We start from the raw sequence: 17,776 nt of genomic DNA on the forward strand, positions 1-17,776 counted from the left end.
TCGGTGACGGTCGTCCACGCCTCGACGAGCCTGCGCTCCATGGCACGGTCCGAGAGCCGCAGCTCCGCGGCAAGGATCGACGCGCTCTCCTTGACCGCCATGCCGACGTCGCCGCCCGCATCGCGCAAGTGCTGCAGCTCGGCCGCGAGGACCTCGCGGTGCTCGGCCTCGAGCCGCGCCCGGCGCTGCTCGATCGCGCGGATCCGGCCGGCCAGCGCCTCCTGCCGGCGCACCGACTCGGGACGCTCAGCGGCCGGCACCGTGCCCGGCAGCGGCGGCACCTCCATGCGGCCGGCGATGACCTCCTCGACCTCCGCGTCGCTCAGCAGCGCGAGCCGCTCCGACCAGTCGCGGTCGTAGGCGGCGAGCTCCTCCTCGAGCTCGTCCGCGGTGCGGCCGTGCGGGTCGATCGCGCCCGCCCGGATCGACGCGATGTACTCCTCCGCATCGATGCCCGACCACTCATCCATGCGGGCATTCCACCATGGGCCACTGACACGCGAGCGGGCCGAGAGGCGGGCTGTGGAGAACCCGTTTCTGCCGGTCAGACGCAAGTCACGGGTGCGCTTCGACACGCTCTGCGCGCTGCGCGCGCGGAGCGGCTCAGCGGGCGCAGGAGGTCGCGCGCGGAGCGGCTCAGCGAGCGGAGGAGGTGGCGCGAGGAGCGGCTCAGCGGGCGGAGGGAGTGACTCAGCGGCGAGAAGCGGAGCGGGCGACGGGAATCGAACCCGCGTAATCAGTTTGGAAGACTGAGGCTCTACCATTGAGCTACGCCCGCGCGCCCCGAGCGCGACGTGCGCCTCGGGACGCGTCGAATCTACCGCATCCGCTCGCTCCGCCGGTGCGGCGTCCGCGCATGCGCCGCCCGGCTACGCTCGAGACCGTGCAGCGAAGCATCCCTGACGACTTCATCCTCGGCGCGGCGACGGCCGCCTTCCAGATCGAGGGCGCCGCCTTCGAGGACGGGCGCACCGCGAGCATCTGGGACGCGTTCGCGCGCGTGCCGGGTGCCGTCATCGACGGCCACAACGGCGACGTCGCGTGCGACCACTACCACCGCATGCCCGAGGACGTCGCGCTCATGCGCGACCTCGGCCTGCAGGTCTACCGCTTCTCGACGAGCTGGGCGCGCGTGCGGCCCGACGGCGGGGAGCCCAACCCGAAGGGCCTCGACTTCTACTCGCGGCTCGTCGACGAGCTGCTCGCGGCCGACATCATGCCGTGGCTCACGCTCTACCACTGGGACCTGCCCCAAGCGCTCGAGGATCAGGGCGGCTGGACGAGCCGCGACACCGCGCACCGCTTCGTCGACTACGCGCTGACCGTGCACGAGGCGCTCGGCGACCGCGTGCAGAACTGGACGACGCTCAACGAGCCGTGGTGCTCGTCGTTCCTCTCCTACACGGCCGGCGCGCACGCGCCCGGTCGGCAGAGCGTCGAGGCGGGTCTGCAGGCCGCCCACCACCTGCTGCTCGCCCACGGCATGGCGGTCGGCGCGCTCCGGGAGGCGGGAGCCGAGCGCGTCGGCATCACCCTCAACTTCCAGCCGGCCGAGCCGGTCGACCCGACCAGCGCATCCGACCTCGAGGCCGCGCGGCGCCTCAACGACCAGTACAACCGCTTCTTCGTGCACCCGATCATGACGGGCGAGTACCCCGAGTCGCTCGTGCGCGACGTCGGCCCGCTCGGCCTCGACGCAGTCGTGCAGGAGGGCGACCTCGCGACCATCGCCGCGCCGATCGACGTGCTGGGCGTCAACTACTACCACGACGACGCCGTCTCCTACGAGGCGCCGGCGGTTCCGCTGCTGCAGGACGCGCCGACCGACCGGCCCATCGCGAGCCCGTACCCGGCCGCCGAGGGCGTGCAGGCGCATCCGCGCGGCGTGCCCACGACCAACATGGGCTGGGAGGTCAACCCCGCCGGGCTCACGAAGCTCCTCCGCCACCTGCACGACGAGTACACGGGCGCGAAGGGCGTCGAGCTCTGGGTGACCGAGAACGGCGCGGCCTACGACGACGAGGTGGTGACGGATGCGTCCACGGGCGAGGCACGCATCCACGACTCCGAGCGCACCGAGTTCCTCCGATCGCACGTCAGCGCCGTGCTCGACGCGGTCGAGGCGGGCGTGCCCGTCAAGGGCTTCATGTACTGGTCGCTCATGGACAACTACGAGTGGGCGTGGGGCTACCACAAGCGCTTCGGCATCGTGCGGGTCGACTACGAGACGCAGGAGCGCACCGTGAAGGACTCGGGTCGCGAGCTCTCGCGGATGATCCGCGAGCGGACGCTCTAGCCCGCGGCCGCGGGCTCGGCGCCGCGCGTGCGGAGCGCGCGGCGCTTCGCCAGCCCGCGCGCGAGGACGGCGCTCGCCGCGCCGGTGATGATCCCGGGCGCGAACAGCACGCTCCAGTTCGGGTCGCCGTTCGCGAAGATCGCGACGGCGAGCGCGCCGCCGAGCGCACCGAGCACGCCGAAGACCGCGTGGTGGACCCACTCGCTCGGCGCGCGGCGCAGCGCGGTCGCCGCCGCGAGTGCGACCGGGACGCCGTAGAGCGTCAGGGCCGGCAGACCGATGATCGCGCCGTAGAGCAGGGCGATCGGCAGCACCGCGGCGGCCAGCACGGCGCCGAACACGAACGAGCCCGCGAGCACCGCGCCGACGCCGACGACCCAGCCGAAGGCGATGTCGCCCGCGGTGAACTCGTTCGCCGCCGGGTCGCGCCGGCCGTATCGCGCGCGGAGCATCCCATCGCCGGCGGCCTCGTGCTGCGTCACACCGCCAGCATGCCGCACAGCCGCACGCGGCGGGCGCCGCGGGCGACGTGCGCGCACCCGGATAGAATCGCCGCCGTACGGGAGCGATCCCTACGGGGCGTAGCTCAGCTTGGCTAGAGCGCCCGCTTTGGGGGCGGGAGGTCGCAGGTTCGAATCCTGTCGCCCCGACGATGCGGGCGCACAGCGGGACGGCGGCACAGCCGCAGCGGACGCTGCTCGTCGGCTGCGGCAAGCTCGGCACGCGCCTCGGGCTGCGGCTCGCGGCTGGCGGTGGCGAGGTGCTCGGGCTGCGCCGAGAGACGGATGCGCTGCCCGACGCCTTCGCACGGGTCTCGATCGATCTGCGCGAACCGGTGCCCCGCTCGCTGATCCCCGAGGTCGACGCGATGGTCATCACGCTGCCTCCCGACGACGGCGGCCCGGACTCGGCGTACGTGCGATCGCTCCGGCACGTCGCGGATGCGCTGCCGGCCGTGCCGCGCCGCGTCGTGCTCGTCTCGTCGACGCGCGTGCTCGAGGGCCGCGGCGGTCCCTCGCCGCTGTCGGAGTCGGACGGGCCCGCGCCGGCCTCCGCGCGCTCGACGGCGCTCCTCGACGGCGAGCGGCTCGCGATCGACCGCCTCGACGCGCACGTCGTGCGCCCTGCCGGGATCTACGGCCCCGGCCGCGACATGCTCGTGCGCAAGGTGCGCGACGGCGTGCCCGTGCAGTACGCGCGGCGCACCAACCGCATCCACGAGACCGATCTCGTGCGCGCGCTCGAGGCGATGCTCCGCGAGCCCGAGCCGCCGCGCCTCCTGCACGCCGTCGACGCCCGCCCAGCGCCGCTCGGCGACGTCGTGACGTGGATCGCCGACGCGCTCGGCGTCCCGCCGCCTCCGCCGATCGAGCCGGCCGTGCCGAGCGGCACCGTGCTGCGCGGCGACCGCCTCGCGGCGCTGCTCGGCGCCCTGCGCTACCCGTCCTTCGAGGACGGCTACCGCGCCCTGCTCGAGCGCTGAGGCGCAATCAGGCGATCGCCATCCCCGAGAAGCACGTGATCGTCGCGCCGCCCACCCAGACGGTGCCGTCCGCATCCGCCTCGATCGCGATCGAGCCGGCGCGTCCGAGCCGGCGGCCCTGCGAGACGGAGTAGGAGCGCTCGGCCGCGCCGGTGCTCGTGAGCCACTGCGCGACCGAGGCGTTCTGGCTGCCGCACACGGGATCCTCGGTGACGCCGATCCCGGGTGCGAACGAGCGCAGCTCGAAGGCGTGCTCCGAGCCCGGCGGGTAGGCGCCGATCGCACCCACCATCGCGTCGGGGATGCGCGAGAGGTCGGGCTCGAGGTCGAGCACCTCCTGCGCCGAGCCGAGCTGCAGCACGCACCAGCCCGGCCCGTTGTCGACCCACTGGTGCGCGACGACGCGCTCGGGCGGGATGCCGAACGCATCGACGATGCGCGCGAGGTGCCCCGGATCGAGCTCGCCCGTGCGACGCATCGGGGGAGCGGCGAACGCGAGCGCGTCGCCCTGCCGCAGCTCGACGAGGCCAGCTTCGCACTCCTGCACGATGCGGTCGTCGCGCTGAGGAACGCCGCCGTGCTCGAGCCACGCGTGCGCGGAGCCGAGCGTCGGGTGCCCCGCGAAGGGCAGCTCGCCGCCCGGCGTGAAGATGCGCAGGCGGTAGTCGGCCTCCGGAGTCGTCGGCGGCAGCACGAACGTCGTCTCCGACAGGTTCGTCCAGCGGGCGATGCGCTGCATCGCCGCGTCGTCGATGCCCTCGGCATCGAGCACGACGGCGACGGGATTGCCGAGGTAGGGCTCGGCCCCGAAGACGTCGACCTGGGCGAAGCGGCACAGGCGGGTCATGCTCTCTCCTTCATCGGACGTCGTCGGATGCGTCGGCTCACTCCTCGATCGCGCCGCCCACGTCGCGGAGGTGCTCGCGGAAGCCGATGCCGCGGTCGCGGCGGGCGTCGAGGTAGTCGCGGAACCGCACCTGCTCGCGCAGGCTCGTCCCGGCGCGCATGGCGGCGGCCTGGCGGCGCTCCGTGTCGCGGATGCTCGCGGCGGCCTCGGCGACGTCGCTCGCGCGCGCGAGCGGCACGAGGATCGCGCCGTCGTCGTCGGCGAGCACGAGGTCGTCGCGCGTCACCGCGTGCTCGCCGAGCCGGGCGACCTCGAGCGCGTCGGGCGGCTGCGGCTCGACGCTCGCCGGACCGCTCGGCGAGGTGCCGAGGCTCAGCACGGGCAGGCCGATCTCGCACAGCTCGCGGGTGTCGCGGTGCAGCCCCCAGATGACGATGCCGGCGAGGCCGGCGCGCGCCGCCTCGAGCGCGACGAGGTCGCCGACGCACGCGCGGTCTGCGCGGCCGCCGTCGTCGACGACGAGCACGTCGCCGGGCACCGCGTGCTCGAGCGCCTCGAGGAAGACGTCGACGCTGCCGCTGTGCTGCGCGGGGAGCGCGCGTCCGACGACGTGCGCGCCGGGCAGCACGGGGTGCAGACCGCTCGGCGCGCACCGCACCGGCACGCCCACGCGCATGCACGCATCCGCAACGTGGGCCGTGGAGAGGTCGCGGTAGATCGCCCGGAGCTCCTGCATGGTCTCTCCTCCGTCTCGCTCAGCGTGCCTCGTCCTCGGTGGCCACCCACACGAGCGGGTGGTGGCAGTGATCGCACAGCACGTACCCATCCTCCTCGATGACCTCGTGCCCGTGGCGCTCGCAGTCGGACTCGAGCTGCGCCCAGCGCAGGTCGGCGAGCATCGTGCGGCGGTGCAGCGGCCAGCGCCAGGGGGTGAGCCCCAGCTCGGCGAGCTCGGCGTCGCTCCAGTCCTCCCGGTGGTGCCACGGCCATTCGCCGACCGGCGGCTCGCCGTGCCCGCCCTCGATCACGCACGGCCGCGTGCTCCGCGGCGGGCGGCGGCAGTGCAAGCAGACGCCCGCGGGCAGCTGCTCCTCCATCATCGACCTCCTCTCGGCACGGGTCGGATGCGTCCCTACGGCCGCGCGCGCCCGCGGCGCTGGGCGGTGAGCACGATGGCGACGCCGGCGGCGGCCACGACGAGCCCGGCGACGCCGAGCGGCGTGATCGGCACGCCGAAGATGAGCCACACCCACAGCATCGTCGTCGGCGGCGTGAGGTAGAGCATCGTGCTCACGAACGTCGCCCCGTGGGAGCGCGTCACCGTCACGTAGAGCACGTAGCCGCCGAGGCTCGAGAGCACCACGAGCCACAGCACCGCGAACCAGATCTCGCCCGTCGCCGGGGGAGCGGCGTGCCCGCGCAGGAGCGCGACGGCCATGAACACCGCGCCCGCGACGATCGAGTGCATCGTGAGCGTCTGCAGCAGGTCGTCGTGCATGTGCCAGCGGCGCTGCAGCACCGTGCCGGTGCCGAGGCAGATGACCGCGGCGAGCGGCAGGGCGTACGCCCACAGCGGCGCGCCGGTGCCGCCGAGCGCGCCCGAGACGACGAGCGCGACGCCGCCGAGTCCGACCGCCATGCCGAGCCACATCCATCCGTTCGCCCGCTCGCCGAGGAAGCGACCGGCGATCGTCGCGACGAGCATCGGCTGGAGCGCCGCGATGAGCGCCGCCGTGCCGCCGTCGACGCCCGCGCGCACGCCCTCGAAGATGAGCAGCAGGTACGCCGCCTGGTTGAGCACCGCGACGGTGCCCTGCCGCAGCCAGCTCGCTCGCCCCGGCCAGCGGCGACGAAGCACGAGCATCGCCGCGACGAGGATGCCCGCGAGCACGACGAAGCGCCACGCGAGCACCGTGATGGGCTCGCCGCCCGCGCGAGCCGCGAGCTCGGCGCCCACGAAGCCGGAGCTCCAGGTGACGATGAGCCCGATCGACGCCACGGTGATCGCGGCGCGCCGAGGCGCCCCGGCTGCGCCATCAGGCAGCGGACTGGGGCAGGAGGCGCATCCGCCGAGTATCGCAGGCCGGTTCGTCGCGGGCGAACACCGGTTGGGCCGATCGGCGGCGCGGCCGGTTAGACTCGGACGATGGTCCGCCCGCACGCGGCGGATCCCGCGTGCCTACGCACCGCTGGCCCTCGTGCCGCACAACCACCAACCTCAGGAGACCACCCCGTGAAGACCACGGTCGAGAAGATCGAGAACACGCGCACCAAGCTGACCATCGCGGTCGAGCCCGAGGAGCTGCGCCCCGCGATCGACAGCGCCTACAAGGCCGTCGCCGAGCAGATCAGCGTCCCCGGCTTCCGCAAGGGCAAGGTCCCCGCGGCGATCATCGACCAGCGCATCGGTCGCGAGGAGATCCTCAACCAGGCCGTCTCCGAGTCGATCGACGACTTCTACCGCCAGGGCGTCGCCGAAGCCGGCATCCGCCCCCTCGGCCGCCCGCAGGCCGACGTCACCGCGTGGCCCGAGCTCAAGGACTTCTCGGGCGACCTCGTGCTCGAGATCGAGGTCGACGTGCGCCCCGACTTCGACCTGCCCGAGGTCGACGGCCGCACCATCACGGTCGACGCGATCGAGATCGGCGACGACGCCGTGCAGGAGGAGCTCGACGCGCTGCGCAGCCGCTTCGGCACGCTCGTCACGGTCGACCGCCCCGCCGCGAAGGGCGACTTCGTCACCCTCGACCTCACCGCGACGATCGACGGCGAGGTCGTCGACACCGCCAACGGCATCTCCTACGAGGTCGGCTCGGGCGAGCTCATCGACGGCATCGACGAGGCCGTCGACTCGCTCACCGCGGGCGAGGAGACCACCTTCACCTCGAAGCTCGTCGGCGGCGACCACGCCGGCAAGGACGCCGAGGTCACCGTCACCGTCGACGCCGTCAAGGAGCGCGAGCTGCCCGAGGCCGACGACGACTTCGCCCAGATGGCGAGCGCGTTCGACACGATCGAGGAGCTCAAGGCCGACCTCAAGGAGCAGGCCGCCCGCAGCCGCCGCATGGGCCAGGCCGAGCAGGCGCGCCAGCGCCTGCAGGAGGAGCTCGTCGAGGCCGTCGAGATCGAGGTCCCCTCGGCCGTCGTCGAGGACGAGGTGACGCGCCACCTCGAGGCGGAGAACCGCGCCGACGACACGGAGCACGGCGAGGAGGTGCGCCAGGAGACGCGCAAGCTCCTCAAGCAGCAGATGCTCTTCGACCGCTTCGCCGAGGAGGCGAACCTCCAGGTCACGCAGCAGGAGCTGACCCAGATCATCGTGCAGCAGGCCGCGCAGTACGGCATGGCGCCGCAGGAGCTCGTGCAGGCGCTCGAGGCCAACGGCCAGCTGCCGGTGCTGCTCGGCGACATCCTGCGCGGCAAGACCCTCTCGACGCTCCTCGGTCGCGTGACGGTCGTCGACGACAAGGGCGAGACGGTCGACCTCTCCGACTTCCTGCCGCCGGCCGAGGAGGTCGACGAGGACGACGTCGAGGGCGCGATCCGCGAGGCCGAGGAGAAGCTCGCGGCGCAGCACCAGGAGGACTGAGCGCCTCGAGAGGGCCGGGCGCGAGCCCGGCCCTCTCGCTTGCCTCCGCCTGCGGCGAACACGCGCAGGAGCGCCCCTCCCGCTCACCTAGTGTGGAGAGCAACCGAGAGAAGGAGTCACCCGTGGCTGAACCCGTCCTCGCGCCGTCGGTCTTCGACCGGCTGCTGCGCGACCGCATCATCTGGCTCGGCCAGGAGGTGCGCGACGAGAACGCGAACGAGATCTGCGCGAAGATCCTGCTGCTCGCCGCAGAGGACCCGAACAAGGACATCTACCTCTACATCAACTCGCCCGGCGGCTCGATCACGGCCGGCATGGCGATCTACGACACGATGCAGTTCGTGCCGAACGACATCGTCACGGTCGGCATCGGCATGGCGGCGTCGATGGGCCAGCTGCTGCTCACCGCCGGCACCGCGGGCAAGCGCTACATCACGCCGAACGCGCGCGTGCTGCTGCACCAGCCCCACGGCGGCTTCGGCGGCACCTCGAGCGACATCCAGACGCAGGCGCAGCTCATCCTCGACATGAAGCGCCGGCTCGCCGAGATCACGGCCGAGCGCACGGGCAAGACCGTCGAGCAGATCAACGCCGACGGCGACCGGGACCGCTGGTTCACGGCGCAGGAGGCGCTCGAGTACGGCTTCGTCGACCACCTCCGCGCGTCGGCGAGCGACGTCACGGGCGGCGGCGGCACGGACCAGGACAGCACCGCTGACCAGGAGGGCGGCAACTGATGGAGACTCCCACGTTCCAGGCGGGCGGCAGCGCCCTCCAGATGCCCGGCTCGCGCTACATCCTCCCGAGCTTCGAGGAGCGCACCGCCTACGGCTTCAAGCGCCAGGACCCCTACGCGAAGCTGTTCGAGGACCGCATCATCTTCCTCGGCGTGCAGGTCGACGACGCATCCGCCGACGACGTCATGGCGCAGCTGCTCGTGCTCGAGTCGCAGGATCCCGACCGCGACATCGTCATGTACATCAACTCGCCCGGCGGCTCGTTCACGGCCATGACGGCGATCTACGACACGATGCAGTACATCCGGCCCGCCGTGCAGACGGTGTGCCTCGGCCAGGCGGCCTCCGCCGCGGCCGTGCTGCTCGCGGCGGGCGAGCCCGGCAAGCGCCTCGCGCTGCCGAACGCCCGCATCCTCATCCACCAGCCCGCGACGTCCGACGCGGGCCGCGGGCAGGCATCCGACATCGAGATCCAGGCGCGCGAGGTGCTCCGCATGCGCGAGTGGCTCGAGGAGACGCTCTCGAAGCACTCGAACCACGACGTCGAGCGCGTCTCGAAGGACATCGAGCGCGACACCTTCCTCTCGGCGCAGGAGGCCCTCGAGTACGGCCTCATCGACCAGGTGCTCTCGAGCCGCAAGACGGCGCCGCAGCTGCTCGGCTGACGCTCGAGCGACGAAGGGCCGGCCTCCCTCGGGAGTGCCTGCCCTTCGTCATGCGCGAGGGATGCGCGAGGTCACGCCTCGTCGCGCCGGCGGCGGGAGCCGCGGTTCACCGTCCAGGCGATGACCGCGAGCACGACGAGCAGCGCGAGCACGCCGACCGCGATGAACGGGAAGTCGCCGCCCTCGTCGCCCTCGACGGCGTCGCTCGGCGTCGCGTCGTCGGTCGCGACCGGACCGGGCGCCGCCTCGTCGGGGTCGACGGATGCCTCGGGCTCGGTCGTCGAGGTCGACGCGGGCTCGCTCGCGGCGGGCGCGGCGCCGCAGATGGGCGCGGTCTCGGAGCCGGCGGCGCCCGCCTCGCCCTCGGCGGGCTCGAACGCGAACGACACCGTGCCGTCGACGGGGTGGCCGTCGGCCGAGACGACCTGGTAGGCGAGCGAGTAGTCGCCCGCCTCGCCGAGCTCGGCCTCGAGCGAGATCGTGTCGCCCTCGACGACGACGCAGCCGTCGCCGTAGAAGAGGCCCTGCGCATCCGTCAGCTGCAGCCGGTTGGCGGAGTCCGCGCCCTCGAGCGAGAGGATCTCCTCGTTCATCACGACGCTGAAGGTGCCCGGCTGCTCGGTGACCGTGTCGCCGTCGCTCGGCGTCGAGCCGATCATGGCGGCGTGGGCAGGCAGGAGGATGACGGCCGCGAGCGCGGCGAGGGCGGCATGCATGCCTCCAGCCTATCGAGCGCCCCTGCCGCAGAGCCGGGCCGATCGGGCCGATCGCGGCGTGGTCGGCGACCGTGTCACCCGCCTGCTCTAGGCTTCCATCAGGGCGCGAGCCGCGTCCGGTAGCACGTCTGGAGGGCGAAGATGGCACGACTCGGAGAGAGCGGCGATCTGCTGAAGTGCTCCTTCTGCGGCAAGAGCCAGAAGCAGGTGCAGCAGCTCATCGCCGGTCCCGCGGTGTACATCTGCGACGAGTGCGTCGAGCTGTGCAACGAGATCATCGAGGAGCGCGCCGCCGAGGCCGGCGAGGGCACGCAGCCCGAGCGCTTCACCCTGCCGAAGCCGCGCGAGATCTTCGACTTCCTCGAGGAGTACGTCGTCGGCCAGCAGAGCGCGAAGCAGTCGCTCGCGGTCGCGGTCTACAACCACTACAAGCGCATCGGCGCCGCGAAGCAGCTCGAGTCGGCCGACACCGCGGGCGACGGCGTCGAGATCCAGAAGTCGAACATCCTGATGGTCGGCCCGACCGGCTGCGGCAAGTCCTACCTCGCCTCGACGCTCGCAAAGCAGCTCAACGTGCCGTTCGCCGTCGCAGACGCGACGTCGCTCACCGAGGCGGGCTACGTCGGCGAGGACGTCGAGAACATCCTGCTCAAGCTCATCCAGGCGGCCGACTTCGACGTCAAGCGCGCCGAGACCGGCATCATCTTCATCGACGAGATCGACAAGGTCGCGCGCAAGGCCGAGAACCCGTCGATCACGCGCGACGTGTCGGGTGAGGGCGTGCAGCAGGCGCTGCTCAAGATCATCGAGGGCACGGTCGCGTCGGTGCCGCCGCAGGGCGGGCGCAAGCACCCCAACTCCGAGTTCATCCAGATCGACACGTCGAACGTGCTGTTCATCGTCGCGGGCGCGTTCGCCGGGCTCGAGGACATCATCGCGAACCGCTCGGGCAAGCGGGGCATCGGCTTTGGCGCTCCCGTCGCATCGCTCAAGCCCGACCTCGACGTCTTCGAGGACGTGCTGCCGGAGGACCTCCACAAGTTCGGCCTCATCCCCGAGTTCATCGGTCGGCTGCCCGTCATCGCGACGGTCTCGCCGCTCGACCGCGCCGCGCTCGTGCAGATCCTCACCGAGCCCCGCAACGCGCTCGTCAAGCAGTACCAGCGGATGTTCGAGCTCGACGGCGTCAAGCTCGACTTCGAGCCCGAGGCGCTCGAGGCGATCGCCGATCTGGCGGTCGAGCGGAAGACCGGCGCGCGCGGTCTGCGCGCGATCCTCGAGACGGTGCTCGCGCCCGTGATGTTCGACGTGCCGTCGCGCGAGGGCGTCGAGCGCGTCATCGTGACGCGCGAGTCGGTCGCGGGCGGCGAGGCGCCCATCGTGCTCACCGCTGACGACATCCAGGAGCTCTCCGCCTGAGCCTCGTTGCGGCGGCACGGTAGGTAAGGCTACCCTTACCTCGTGAGCCTCACCCGACCCAGCGCGCTGCGCGCCGACGACGTCACCCTCGCCTACGGGCGGGAGGCGATCGTGCACGCCGCGTCGATCGCGCTCGCCCCGGGCCGCGTGACGGCGCTCGTCGGCCCGAACGGCTCCGGCAAGTCGACGCTGCTTCGCGGCCTCACCGCGCTACACCGGCCGAGCGAGGGGCGCGTGCTCTTCGCCGACGGTGCCGACGCCTCGGGCCTCGCCGAGCGGGAGCTCGCCCGCCGCATCGCGCTGCTCGCGCAATCGCATCCCGACCCCTCTGGCGTGAGCGTGCGCGAGGTCGTCGCCTACGGCCGATTCGCGCACCGCGGCCGCTTCCGCTCCGGCGACCCCCGCGGCGCCGAGGTGATCGAGCGCGCCATGGCGGCGACCGGCATCGACGGGCTCGCCGACCACCCGGTCGCGCAGCTCTCCGGCGGGCAGCGCCAGCGCGTCTGGCTCGCGACGTGCCTCGCCCAGGAGACCGGCATCGTGCTGCTCGACGAGCCCACGACGTTCCTCGACGTGCGCTACCAGCGCGAGATCCTCGAGATCGTGCGGGACCTCGCCGACGACGGCGTCGCGGTCGGCATCGTGCTGCACGACCTCGAGCAGGCCGCCGAGGTCGCCGACGACGTCGTGCTGCTCGTGCACGGCCGGATCGTCGCGACCGGCAGCCCGGAGGAGGTGCTGACGGCCGAGCGCCTCAGCGCCGCCTACGAGGTGCCCATCGACGTCGAGCCCGATCCCTCGGGCTTGCGCATCCGGCCGCAGCGGCTCCGCCGTCGGCCCCTCGTGTCGCGCGCCGCGTGACGCGCACTCCCATCGGGTGCAGCGCCCGAGGAAGGACCCCCATGTCCAAGCGAACCCTGCTCGCCGGCGCCGCCCTGCTGTCGGCGCTCGCCCTGAGCGCGTGCGGCACCACCGAGCCGGCCGGCTCGAGCCAGGGCGCGGAGCCCGAGGGCTCGGCGGTCACCGTGACCGACGCGCGCGGCGTCGAGGTCGAGGTGCCCGCGGGCGTCACCGACGTCGTCGCGCTCGAGTGGGTCGCCGTCGAGCACCTGCAGACGGTGGGCATCCCGCCCGTCGGCGTCGCCGACGTCGAGGGCTACGAGAGCTGGGCCGGCACCGGTGCGCCGCTCGAGGGCGAGCCGACCGACGTCGGCACGCGCACCGAGCCCTCGATGGACTCGATCGCGGCGCTCGCACCCGACCTCATCGTCGCCGTCGCGGGCCGCGACGACGCCGCGTACGGCGACCTCGAGGCCATCGCGCCTGTCCTCGTCCTCGCCGGGGCCGACGCATCCGACCCCCTCGGCACGATGCTCGCCGACCTGCGGCTCGTCGCCGAGGCGACGGGGACGGCGGAGGCGGCCGAGTCCGCGATCGAGGAGTTCGAGGCGCACGTCGACGAGCTCGCCGCCGAGGTCGAGGAGGCCGGGCTGACCGGCACGCCCCTCGCGCACATGGACGGCTATGAGAACGGCGGCCAGATCGAGATCCGGCCCTACGCCGACGGTGCGCTGCTGCCCGCGGCGTTCGAGGAGATCGGCTTCGAGAACGGCTGGCCGGGGGAGGGCGACCCGCAGTACGGGCTCGGCATCACCGATGTCGAGGGCCTCACCGCGCTCGACCCCGAGTCGCACATCCTCTACATGACCGTCGGCGACCGCGACGTGTTCGTCGACCAGCTCGCCTCGAACGCGATCTGGACGAGCCTGCCCGCGGTCGAGGCGGGCCGCGTGCACCGGCTGCCCGACGGCATCTGGCTCTTCGGCGGCGTCGACTCCGTGAGCGCCTACCTCGACGCGGTGCTCGCGTCGCTCTCGCCCACGCCGTGACGCGGGTCCGACCGGGAGGGCTCGCGCTCGGCGCGGCCCTCCTCGTCGCACTCCTCGGCCTCGCGGCCTGGCACGTCACGCAGGGGACGACCCAGCTCGGCGTGCCCGAGCTGCTCGGCTGGCTCGGCGGGGAGCGCGACGACAGCGCCGTGATCCTCGAGAGCCGGCTGCCGCGCATCGCCGCCGCGATCGTCGTCGGGCTCGCGCTCGGCGCGGCCGGCTACGCGATGCAGACGATCACCGGCAATCCGCTCGCCTCGCCCGACACGCTCGCGGTGAACGGCGGCGCGGGAGCGGCGATCGCCCTCGCCGCCGTCTTCGGCGTGAGCCTGCCGGGCCTCGGCGGAGCCGCGCTCGCCTTCGGCGGCGGCATCGTGGCGGCGTTCGCCGTCGTCGCGATCGGCCGCGGCCGCGGATCGACGACGCAGATGGTGCTCGTCGGCACCGCGCTCGCGCTCGCGCTCCAGTCGGTCTCGACGGTCGCGATCATCCTCGCCGAGCAGGAGACCGCGGGACTGTACGCGTGGGGCGTCGGCCGGCTCTCGCAGAACGGGATCGGCACCGTCGCGCAGCTGCTGCCCGTCGTGCTGCTCGGCATCGCCGCGCTGCTGCTGCTCGCGCGCCGGCTCGACGTGCTCGCGCTCGGCGAGGACGCCGCGACGACGATCGGCGTGGGCGTCGGCCGGCTCCGCCTGACGACGCTCGTCGCCTCGGTCGCGCTCGCGGCCGCCGCCGTCGCGATCGCCGGGCCGATCGGCTTCGTCGGGCTCGCCGCCCCGATCGTCGTGCGGCTCCTCGCGGCCCGGCTCCCGGGCGCCGCCCGGCACGTCGTCGCGATCCCGCTCGCGGCGCTCGCCGGCGCGGTGCTCGTGGTCGGCTCCGACGTGCTGCTGCGCTTCGCGCTCGGCGGCATCCGCTCGATGGACGTGCCCACGGGCGTCGTGACGAGCCTCGTCGGCGCCGTCTGCATCGTCGTCCTCGCGCGCTCGATGGCGGGCGCTGCCGAGACCGAGTCGATGACGGTGCTCGGCGCGCGCACCCTCACCGCGCGCGCGTGGCTGCCGCTCGTCGTCGCGGGCGCCCTGCTCGCCGCGCTCGCCGTGGGCGCCGTGCTGCTCGGCGACCGGATGCTGCTGCTCGGCGACGTCGCGAACTGGGTCGCCGGCAGAGCGGGCGATGCGGTGCGGGTGACGCTCGACACGCGCACGCCGCGCGTCGTCGCCGCGGTGCTCGCCGGCATCGCGCTCGCGCTCTCCGGCGCGCTCGTGCAGGCGATCGCCCGCAACGCCCTCGCCGACCCGTACCTGCTCGGCGTCGCGGGCGGCGCGGGCCTCGGGGCGATCGGCGTCATCACGCTCGCGCCGGCCGCGGTCGGCTGGGCCGTCGCGGGCGGCGCGCTCACGGGCGGTGCGGCCGTCGGCGCGCTCGTGATCGCGCTCGTCGGCTGGCAGCGGCTCGGCAGCCTCCGCCTCGTGCTGACCGGCCTCGCGCTCTCAGCGGGCACGGCGGCGCTCACGAGCATGCTCATCGTCGTCACCGACCCCTACAACCGCGCGAAGGCGATCGTCTGGCTCGCGGGCAGCACCTACGGCCGCGGCTTCGAGGACGTCGTGCCGGTCGCGGCTGCGATCGCCGTCGCGGTGCTCGCGCTCGTGTGGATGCACCGGGACCTCGACCTCGCGCAGCTCGACGAGTCGACGCCGCGGCTGCTCGGCGTGCGGCTGCCCGCGGTGCAGGTGGTCGCGCTCGTGCTCGCCGTCGTGCTCGCCTCGACGGCCGTCGCGGCCATCGGGGTCGTCGCGTTCGTCGGGCTCGTCGCCCCGCACGCGGCGCGCGCGCTCGTCGGCGCCCGCCACCGCGTGCTGCTGCCGCTCGCGGCGCTCCTGGGCGGCTCGCTCACCCTGCTCGCCGACACGCTCGGGCGCACGCTCATCGCGCCCGCCCAGCTGCCGGCCGGAGTCATGACGGCGCTCGTCGGCATCCCGTACTTCATCTGGCTCGTGCTGCAGGCGGGTCGGGCGCGCTGACGCCCCGACCCCCCCCGCAGCGCCGGCCGCGCTACTCCGCGGCGTCGAGGCCGCGACGCGCGAGCAGCGGCGCGATGTCGGCGTCGCGGCCGCGGAAGTCGCGGAACGCCTCGAGCGGGTCCTTCGAGCCGCCGACGCCCAGCAGGCGCTCGCGGAAGCGCTGGCCTGCCTCGCGGATCGAGGGCTGCTGCTTGAACCACTCGACGGTGTCGGCGTCCATGACCTCCGACCAGATGTAGGAGTAGTAGCCGGCCGAGTAGCCGCCCGAGAAGACGTGCTGGAAGTAGCCGGTCGAGTAGCGGGTCGGCACGGTCTCGCTCAGCAGCCCCACGCGGTCGAGGGCGTCCTGCTCGAAGGCCGCGACATCCGTCACCTCGTCGCCCGCGACGCGCGCGTGCCACGCCTGGTCGAGCAGCGCCGCCGCGAGGTACTCGCTCGTGTCGTGTCCCTGGTTGAACGACTCCGATGCCTGCAGTCGCTCGATGACGTCGGCGGGCAGCGGCTCGTCGGTCTCGATGTGCCGCGCGTAGTGCTCGACGATGCCGGGCCACAGCATCCACATCTCGTTCACCTGGCTCGGGAACTCGACGAAGTCGCGGAAGACGTTCGTGCCGCCGAGCGAGGGGTAGGTGACGTGCGCGAACAGCCCGTGCAGCGCGTGCCCGAACTCGTGGAAGAGCGTCGTCGTCTCGTCGAAGGTCAGCAGCGTCGGCGTGCCCGCCGGGGGCTTCGGCACGTTGAGGTTGTTCATCACCACGGTCGGGTGGCCGAGCAGCTCGTTCTGCTGGATGAGGGAGTTCATCCAAGCGCCGCCCCGCTTCGAGTCGCGCGTGTAGAGGTCGAGCAGGTAGAGGCCGAGCTCGGAGCCGTCCTCGTTCCGCACTTCGAAGACCCGCACGTCGGGGTGGTAGCCGACGAGGTCCTCGCGCTCCTCGAACGTGATGCCGTAGACCTGCGTCGCGGCGAAGAAGACGCCGTCGCGCAGCACGCGCTCGGCCTCGAAGTAGGGGCGCAGCGCCGCCGTGTCGATGTCGAAGCGCGCGGTGCGCTCCTTCTCGGTCCAGTAGTCCCAGTCCCACGCGGCGAGCTGGTAGCCCGCACCGGCCGCGTCGATCTGCGCCTGCAGCGCCGCGGCCTCGGCGCGCGCGTTCGCGGCGGCGGGCTTGGCGAGCCGCGTGAGCATCGCCATGACGTTGTCGGGGCTGCCGGCGGTCTCGTCGGCGGTGACGGCGTGCGCGTGCGTCGCGAAGCCGAGCAGCGCCGCGCGCTCGGCGCGGAGGGCCGTGAGCTCGATGACCGTCTCGCGGTTGTCGTGCTCGTTGCCGCGCGTCCCGCGGGCGAGGGATGCCTCCATCACGCGGCGACGGACGTCGCGGTCGGTGAGCGACGCGAGCCACGGGTGGCCCGAGAACAGCGGCAGGGTGATGAGCCACTTGCCGTCGAGCCCGCGCTCGGCAGCGGCGGCCGCGGCCGCCTGGATCTCGCCGTCGCTGAGCCCGTCGAGCTCGGCCTCGGAGTCGATCACGACCGCGAGGTCGTTCGTGTCGGCCTGCAGGTGCTTGTCGAAGCGCGTCGTGAGCGTCGCGATCTGCTGGTTGAGCTCCATGAGCCGCGCGCGCTCGGCTTCGTCGAGGCCAGCGCCCGCGACGGTCATCTCGGTGTGGCGCCGCTCGACGAGGTAGCGCTGCTCGTCCGTCCACGACGCATCCGGCGCCTCGTGCAGCGCCGCGACGCGCGCGTAGAGCCTCGGGTCGAGCGTGATGGCGTCCTCGTGCGCGGCGAAGCGCGGGGCGAAGCGCTCCTCGAGCTCCTCGAGGAACGGCGTCGAGTCGGTCGACGTCATGCTGAAGAAGACGTGCGCGACGCGCGAGAGCGTCTGGCCGGAGCGCTCGAGCGGCTCCATCGTGTTCTCGAAGGTCGGCGCGGCGTCGTCCTCGACGATCGCGCGGACCTCCTCGAGCTGCTCGGCGAAGCCGGCCTCGAGCGCCTCCTCGAAGTGCTCGTCGCGGATCTCGGCGAACGGTGGCAGCTGGTACGGGAGCGCGCTGGGCGACAGGAAGGGGTTGGTCATCCCACCACCCTAGGCGCGGACGCGACACGCGCCCGGC

The 17,776-nt window shown here is 73.1% G+C and carries 17 protein-coding genes and 2 tRNA genes; 10 read left to right on the top strand and 9 right to left on the bottom strand.

Annotated features, from left to right (window positions below; translation table 11 throughout):
• Positions 1-470: hypothetical protein (locus H508_RS15460; protein WP_035254622.1), on the bottom strand; the 470-nt coding region annotated here is incomplete at its 3' end.
• Positions 471-707: 237 nt separating this feature from the next.
• A tRNA-Gly gene (locus H508_RS0108765) sits at positions 708-778 on the bottom strand.
• A gap of 78 nt (positions 779-856) precedes the next feature.
• On the opposite strand from H508_RS0108765, the gene H508_RS0108770 reads away from it, so the two are divergent.
• Positions 857-2,296, top strand: a complete 1,440-nt coding sequence (locus H508_RS0108770; protein ID WP_035254642.1) for a GH1 family beta-glucosidase — start codon at positions 857-859, stop codon at positions 2,294-2,296.
• Here H508_RS0108770 and H508_RS0108775 read toward each other — a convergent pair.
• On the bottom strand, positions 2,293-2,778 hold the full coding sequence (locus H508_RS0108775; RefSeq protein WP_026373787.1) for a hypothetical protein: 486 nt from the start codon (positions 2,776-2,778) through the stop codon (positions 2,293-2,295). The genes H508_RS0108770 and H508_RS0108775 overlap by 4 nt on opposite strands.
• Positions 2,779-2,871: 93 nt before the next feature.
• Here H508_RS0108775 and H508_RS0108780 point away from each other — a divergent pair.
• Together H508_RS0108780 and H508_RS0108785 are read left to right on the top strand one after the other, a co-directional pair.
• Positions 2,872-2,946: transfer RNA gene (locus H508_RS0108780), tRNA-Pro, on the top strand.
• Positions 2,947-2,948: 2 nt separating this feature from the next.
• A complete protein-coding gene (locus H508_RS0108785) occupies positions 2,949-3,779 on the top strand; it encodes a Rossmann-fold NAD(P)-binding domain-containing protein (RefSeq protein WP_026373788.1) in 831 nt (276 codons plus the stop codon).
• Positions 3,780-3,786: 7 nt separating this feature from the next.
• Here the strand turns inward: H508_RS0108785 and H508_RS0108790 are convergent, their stop codons facing one another.
• Genes H508_RS0108790 through H508_RS15465 form a run of 4 tightly spaced genes read right to left on the bottom strand, consistent with a single transcriptional unit; the run spans position 3,787 to position 6,625 of the window.
• A complete protein-coding gene (locus H508_RS0108790; RefSeq protein ID WP_026373789.1) occupies positions 3,787-4,626 on the bottom strand; it encodes a PhzF family phenazine biosynthesis protein in 840 nt (279 codons plus the stop codon).
• Positions 4,627-4,663: 37 nt separating this feature from the next.
• On the bottom strand, positions 4,664-5,362 hold the full coding sequence (locus H508_RS0108795; protein ID WP_026373790.1) for an RraA family protein: 699 nt from the start codon (positions 5,360-5,362) through the stop codon (positions 4,664-4,666).
• A gap of 19 nt (positions 5,363-5,381) precedes the next feature.
• Positions 5,382-5,726, bottom strand: coding sequence for a hypothetical protein (locus H508_RS0108800; protein WP_211220857.1), 345 nt, complete (start codon positions 5,724-5,726; stop codon positions 5,382-5,384).
• 32 nt (positions 5,727-5,758) lie between these two features.
• Positions 5,759-6,625: a DMT family transporter gene (locus tag H508_RS15465; RefSeq protein WP_211220858.1), complete on the bottom strand. Its 867-nt coding sequence runs from the start codon at positions 6,623-6,625 to the stop codon at positions 5,759-5,761.
• 234 nt (positions 6,626-6,859) lie between these two features.
• Between H508_RS15465 and tig the strand changes: the two genes are divergently transcribed.
• The 3 genes from tig (at position 6,860) to H508_RS0108820 (ending at position 9,617) form a co-directional block, all read left to right on the top strand.
• On the top strand, positions 6,860-8,215 hold the full coding sequence (gene tig / locus H508_RS0108810) for a trigger factor (protein ID WP_026373792.1): 1,356 nt from the start codon (positions 6,860-6,862) through the stop codon (positions 8,213-8,215).
• Positions 8,216-8,337: 122 nt separating this feature from the next.
• Positions 8,338-8,952 (top strand): ATP-dependent Clp protease proteolytic subunit, encoded by a 615-nt coding sequence (locus H508_RS0108815; RefSeq protein WP_026373793.1) that lies wholly within the window; start codon positions 8,338-8,340, stop codon positions 8,950-8,952.
• Positions 8,952-9,617, top strand: a complete 666-nt coding sequence (locus tag H508_RS0108820; RefSeq protein WP_026373794.1) for an ATP-dependent Clp protease proteolytic subunit — start codon at positions 8,952-8,954, stop codon at positions 9,615-9,617. Before H508_RS0108815 ends, H508_RS0108820 begins: the two co-directional genes overlap by 1 nt.
• A gap of 71 nt (positions 9,618-9,688) precedes the next feature.
• Here the strand turns inward: H508_RS0108820 and H508_RS15470 are convergent, their stop codons facing one another.
• The gene (locus H508_RS15470) at positions 9,689-10,333 is read right to left on the bottom strand and encodes a copper resistance CopC family protein (protein WP_051223095.1); all 645 of its coding nucleotides are present in this window, start codon (positions 10,331-10,333) and stop codon (positions 9,689-9,691) included.
• Positions 10,334-10,474: 141 nt separating this feature from the next.
• Between H508_RS15470 and clpX the strand changes: the two genes are divergently transcribed.
• The 4 genes from clpX to H508_RS0108845 are packed head-to-tail and all read left to right on the top strand — an operon-like array spanning position 10,475 to position 15,668.
• Positions 10,475-11,752: an ATP-dependent Clp protease ATP-binding subunit ClpX gene (gene clpX / locus H508_RS0108830; protein ID WP_026373795.1), complete on the top strand. Its 1,278-nt coding sequence runs from the start codon at positions 10,475-10,477 to the stop codon at positions 11,750-11,752.
• Between the two features lie 42 nt (positions 11,753-11,794).
• Entirely contained in the window at positions 11,795-12,613 is an 819-nt protein-coding gene (locus H508_RS0108835; RefSeq protein WP_084155250.1) for an ABC transporter ATP-binding protein, read from the top strand.
• Positions 12,614-12,654: 41 nt separating this feature from the next.
• Positions 12,655-13,641 (top strand): ABC transporter substrate-binding protein, encoded by a 987-nt coding sequence (locus tag H508_RS0108840; RefSeq protein ID WP_026373797.1) that lies wholly within the window; start codon positions 12,655-12,657, stop codon positions 13,639-13,641.
• Positions 13,638-15,668, top strand: a complete 2,031-nt coding sequence (locus H508_RS0108845; RefSeq protein WP_026373798.1) for an iron ABC transporter permease — start codon at positions 13,638-13,640, stop codon at positions 15,666-15,668. Before H508_RS0108840 ends, H508_RS0108845 begins: the two co-directional genes overlap by 4 nt.
• Positions 15,669-15,699: 31 nt before the next feature.
• Here H508_RS0108845 and H508_RS0108850 read toward each other — a convergent pair whose 3' ends face one another.
• Positions 15,700-17,739, bottom strand: coding sequence for a M3 family metallopeptidase (locus H508_RS0108850; protein ID WP_026373799.1), 2,040 nt, complete (start codon positions 17,737-17,739; stop codon positions 15,700-15,702).
• Positions 17,740-17,776: the final 37 nt, after the last annotated feature.

Source organism: Agrococcus lahaulensis DSM 17612, from assembly GCF_000425105.1.
GTDB lineage: Bacteria > Actinomycetota > Actinomycetes > Actinomycetales > Microbacteriaceae > Agrococcus > Agrococcus lahaulensis.

Bases quoted from the DNA above. Each gene is read 5' to 3' on its own strand.
- H508_RS0108770 (WP_035254642.1), top strand. From the start codon at position 857: ATGCGCCGCCCGGCTACGCTCGAGACCGTGCAGCGAAGCATCCCTGAC.
- H508_RS0108785 (WP_026373788.1), top strand. From the start codon at position 2,949: ATGCGGGCGCACAGCGGGACGGCGGCACAGCCGCAGCGGACGCTGCTC.
- H508_RS0108790 (WP_026373789.1), bottom strand. From the start codon at position 4,626: ATGACCCGCCTGTGCCGCTTCGCCCAGGTCGACGTCTTCGGGGCCGAG.
- H508_RS0108795 (WP_026373790.1), bottom strand. From the start codon at position 5,362: ATGCAGGAGCTCCGGGCGATCTACCGCGACCTCTCCACGGCCCACGTT.
- H508_RS0108800 (WP_211220857.1), bottom strand. From the start codon at position 5,726: ATGATGGAGGAGCAGCTGCCCGCGGGCGTCTGCTTGCACTGCCGCCGC.
- H508_RS0108820 (WP_026373794.1), top strand. From the start codon at position 8,952: ATGGAGACTCCCACGTTCCAGGCGGGCGGCAGCGCCCTCCAGATGCCC.
- H508_RS15470 (WP_051223095.1), bottom strand. From the start codon at position 10,333: ATGCATGCCGCCCTCGCCGCGCTCGCGGCCGTCATCCTCCTGCCTGCC.
- clpX (WP_026373795.1), top strand. From the start codon at position 10,475: ATGGCACGACTCGGAGAGAGCGGCGATCTGCTGAAGTGCTCCTTCTGC.
- H508_RS0108840 (WP_026373797.1), top strand. From the start codon at position 12,655: ATGTCCAAGCGAACCCTGCTCGCCGGCGCCGCCCTGCTGTCGGCGCTC.
- H508_RS0108850 (WP_026373799.1), bottom strand. From the start codon at position 17,739: ATGACCAACCCCTTCCTGTCGCCCAGCGCGCTCCCGTACCAGCTGCCA.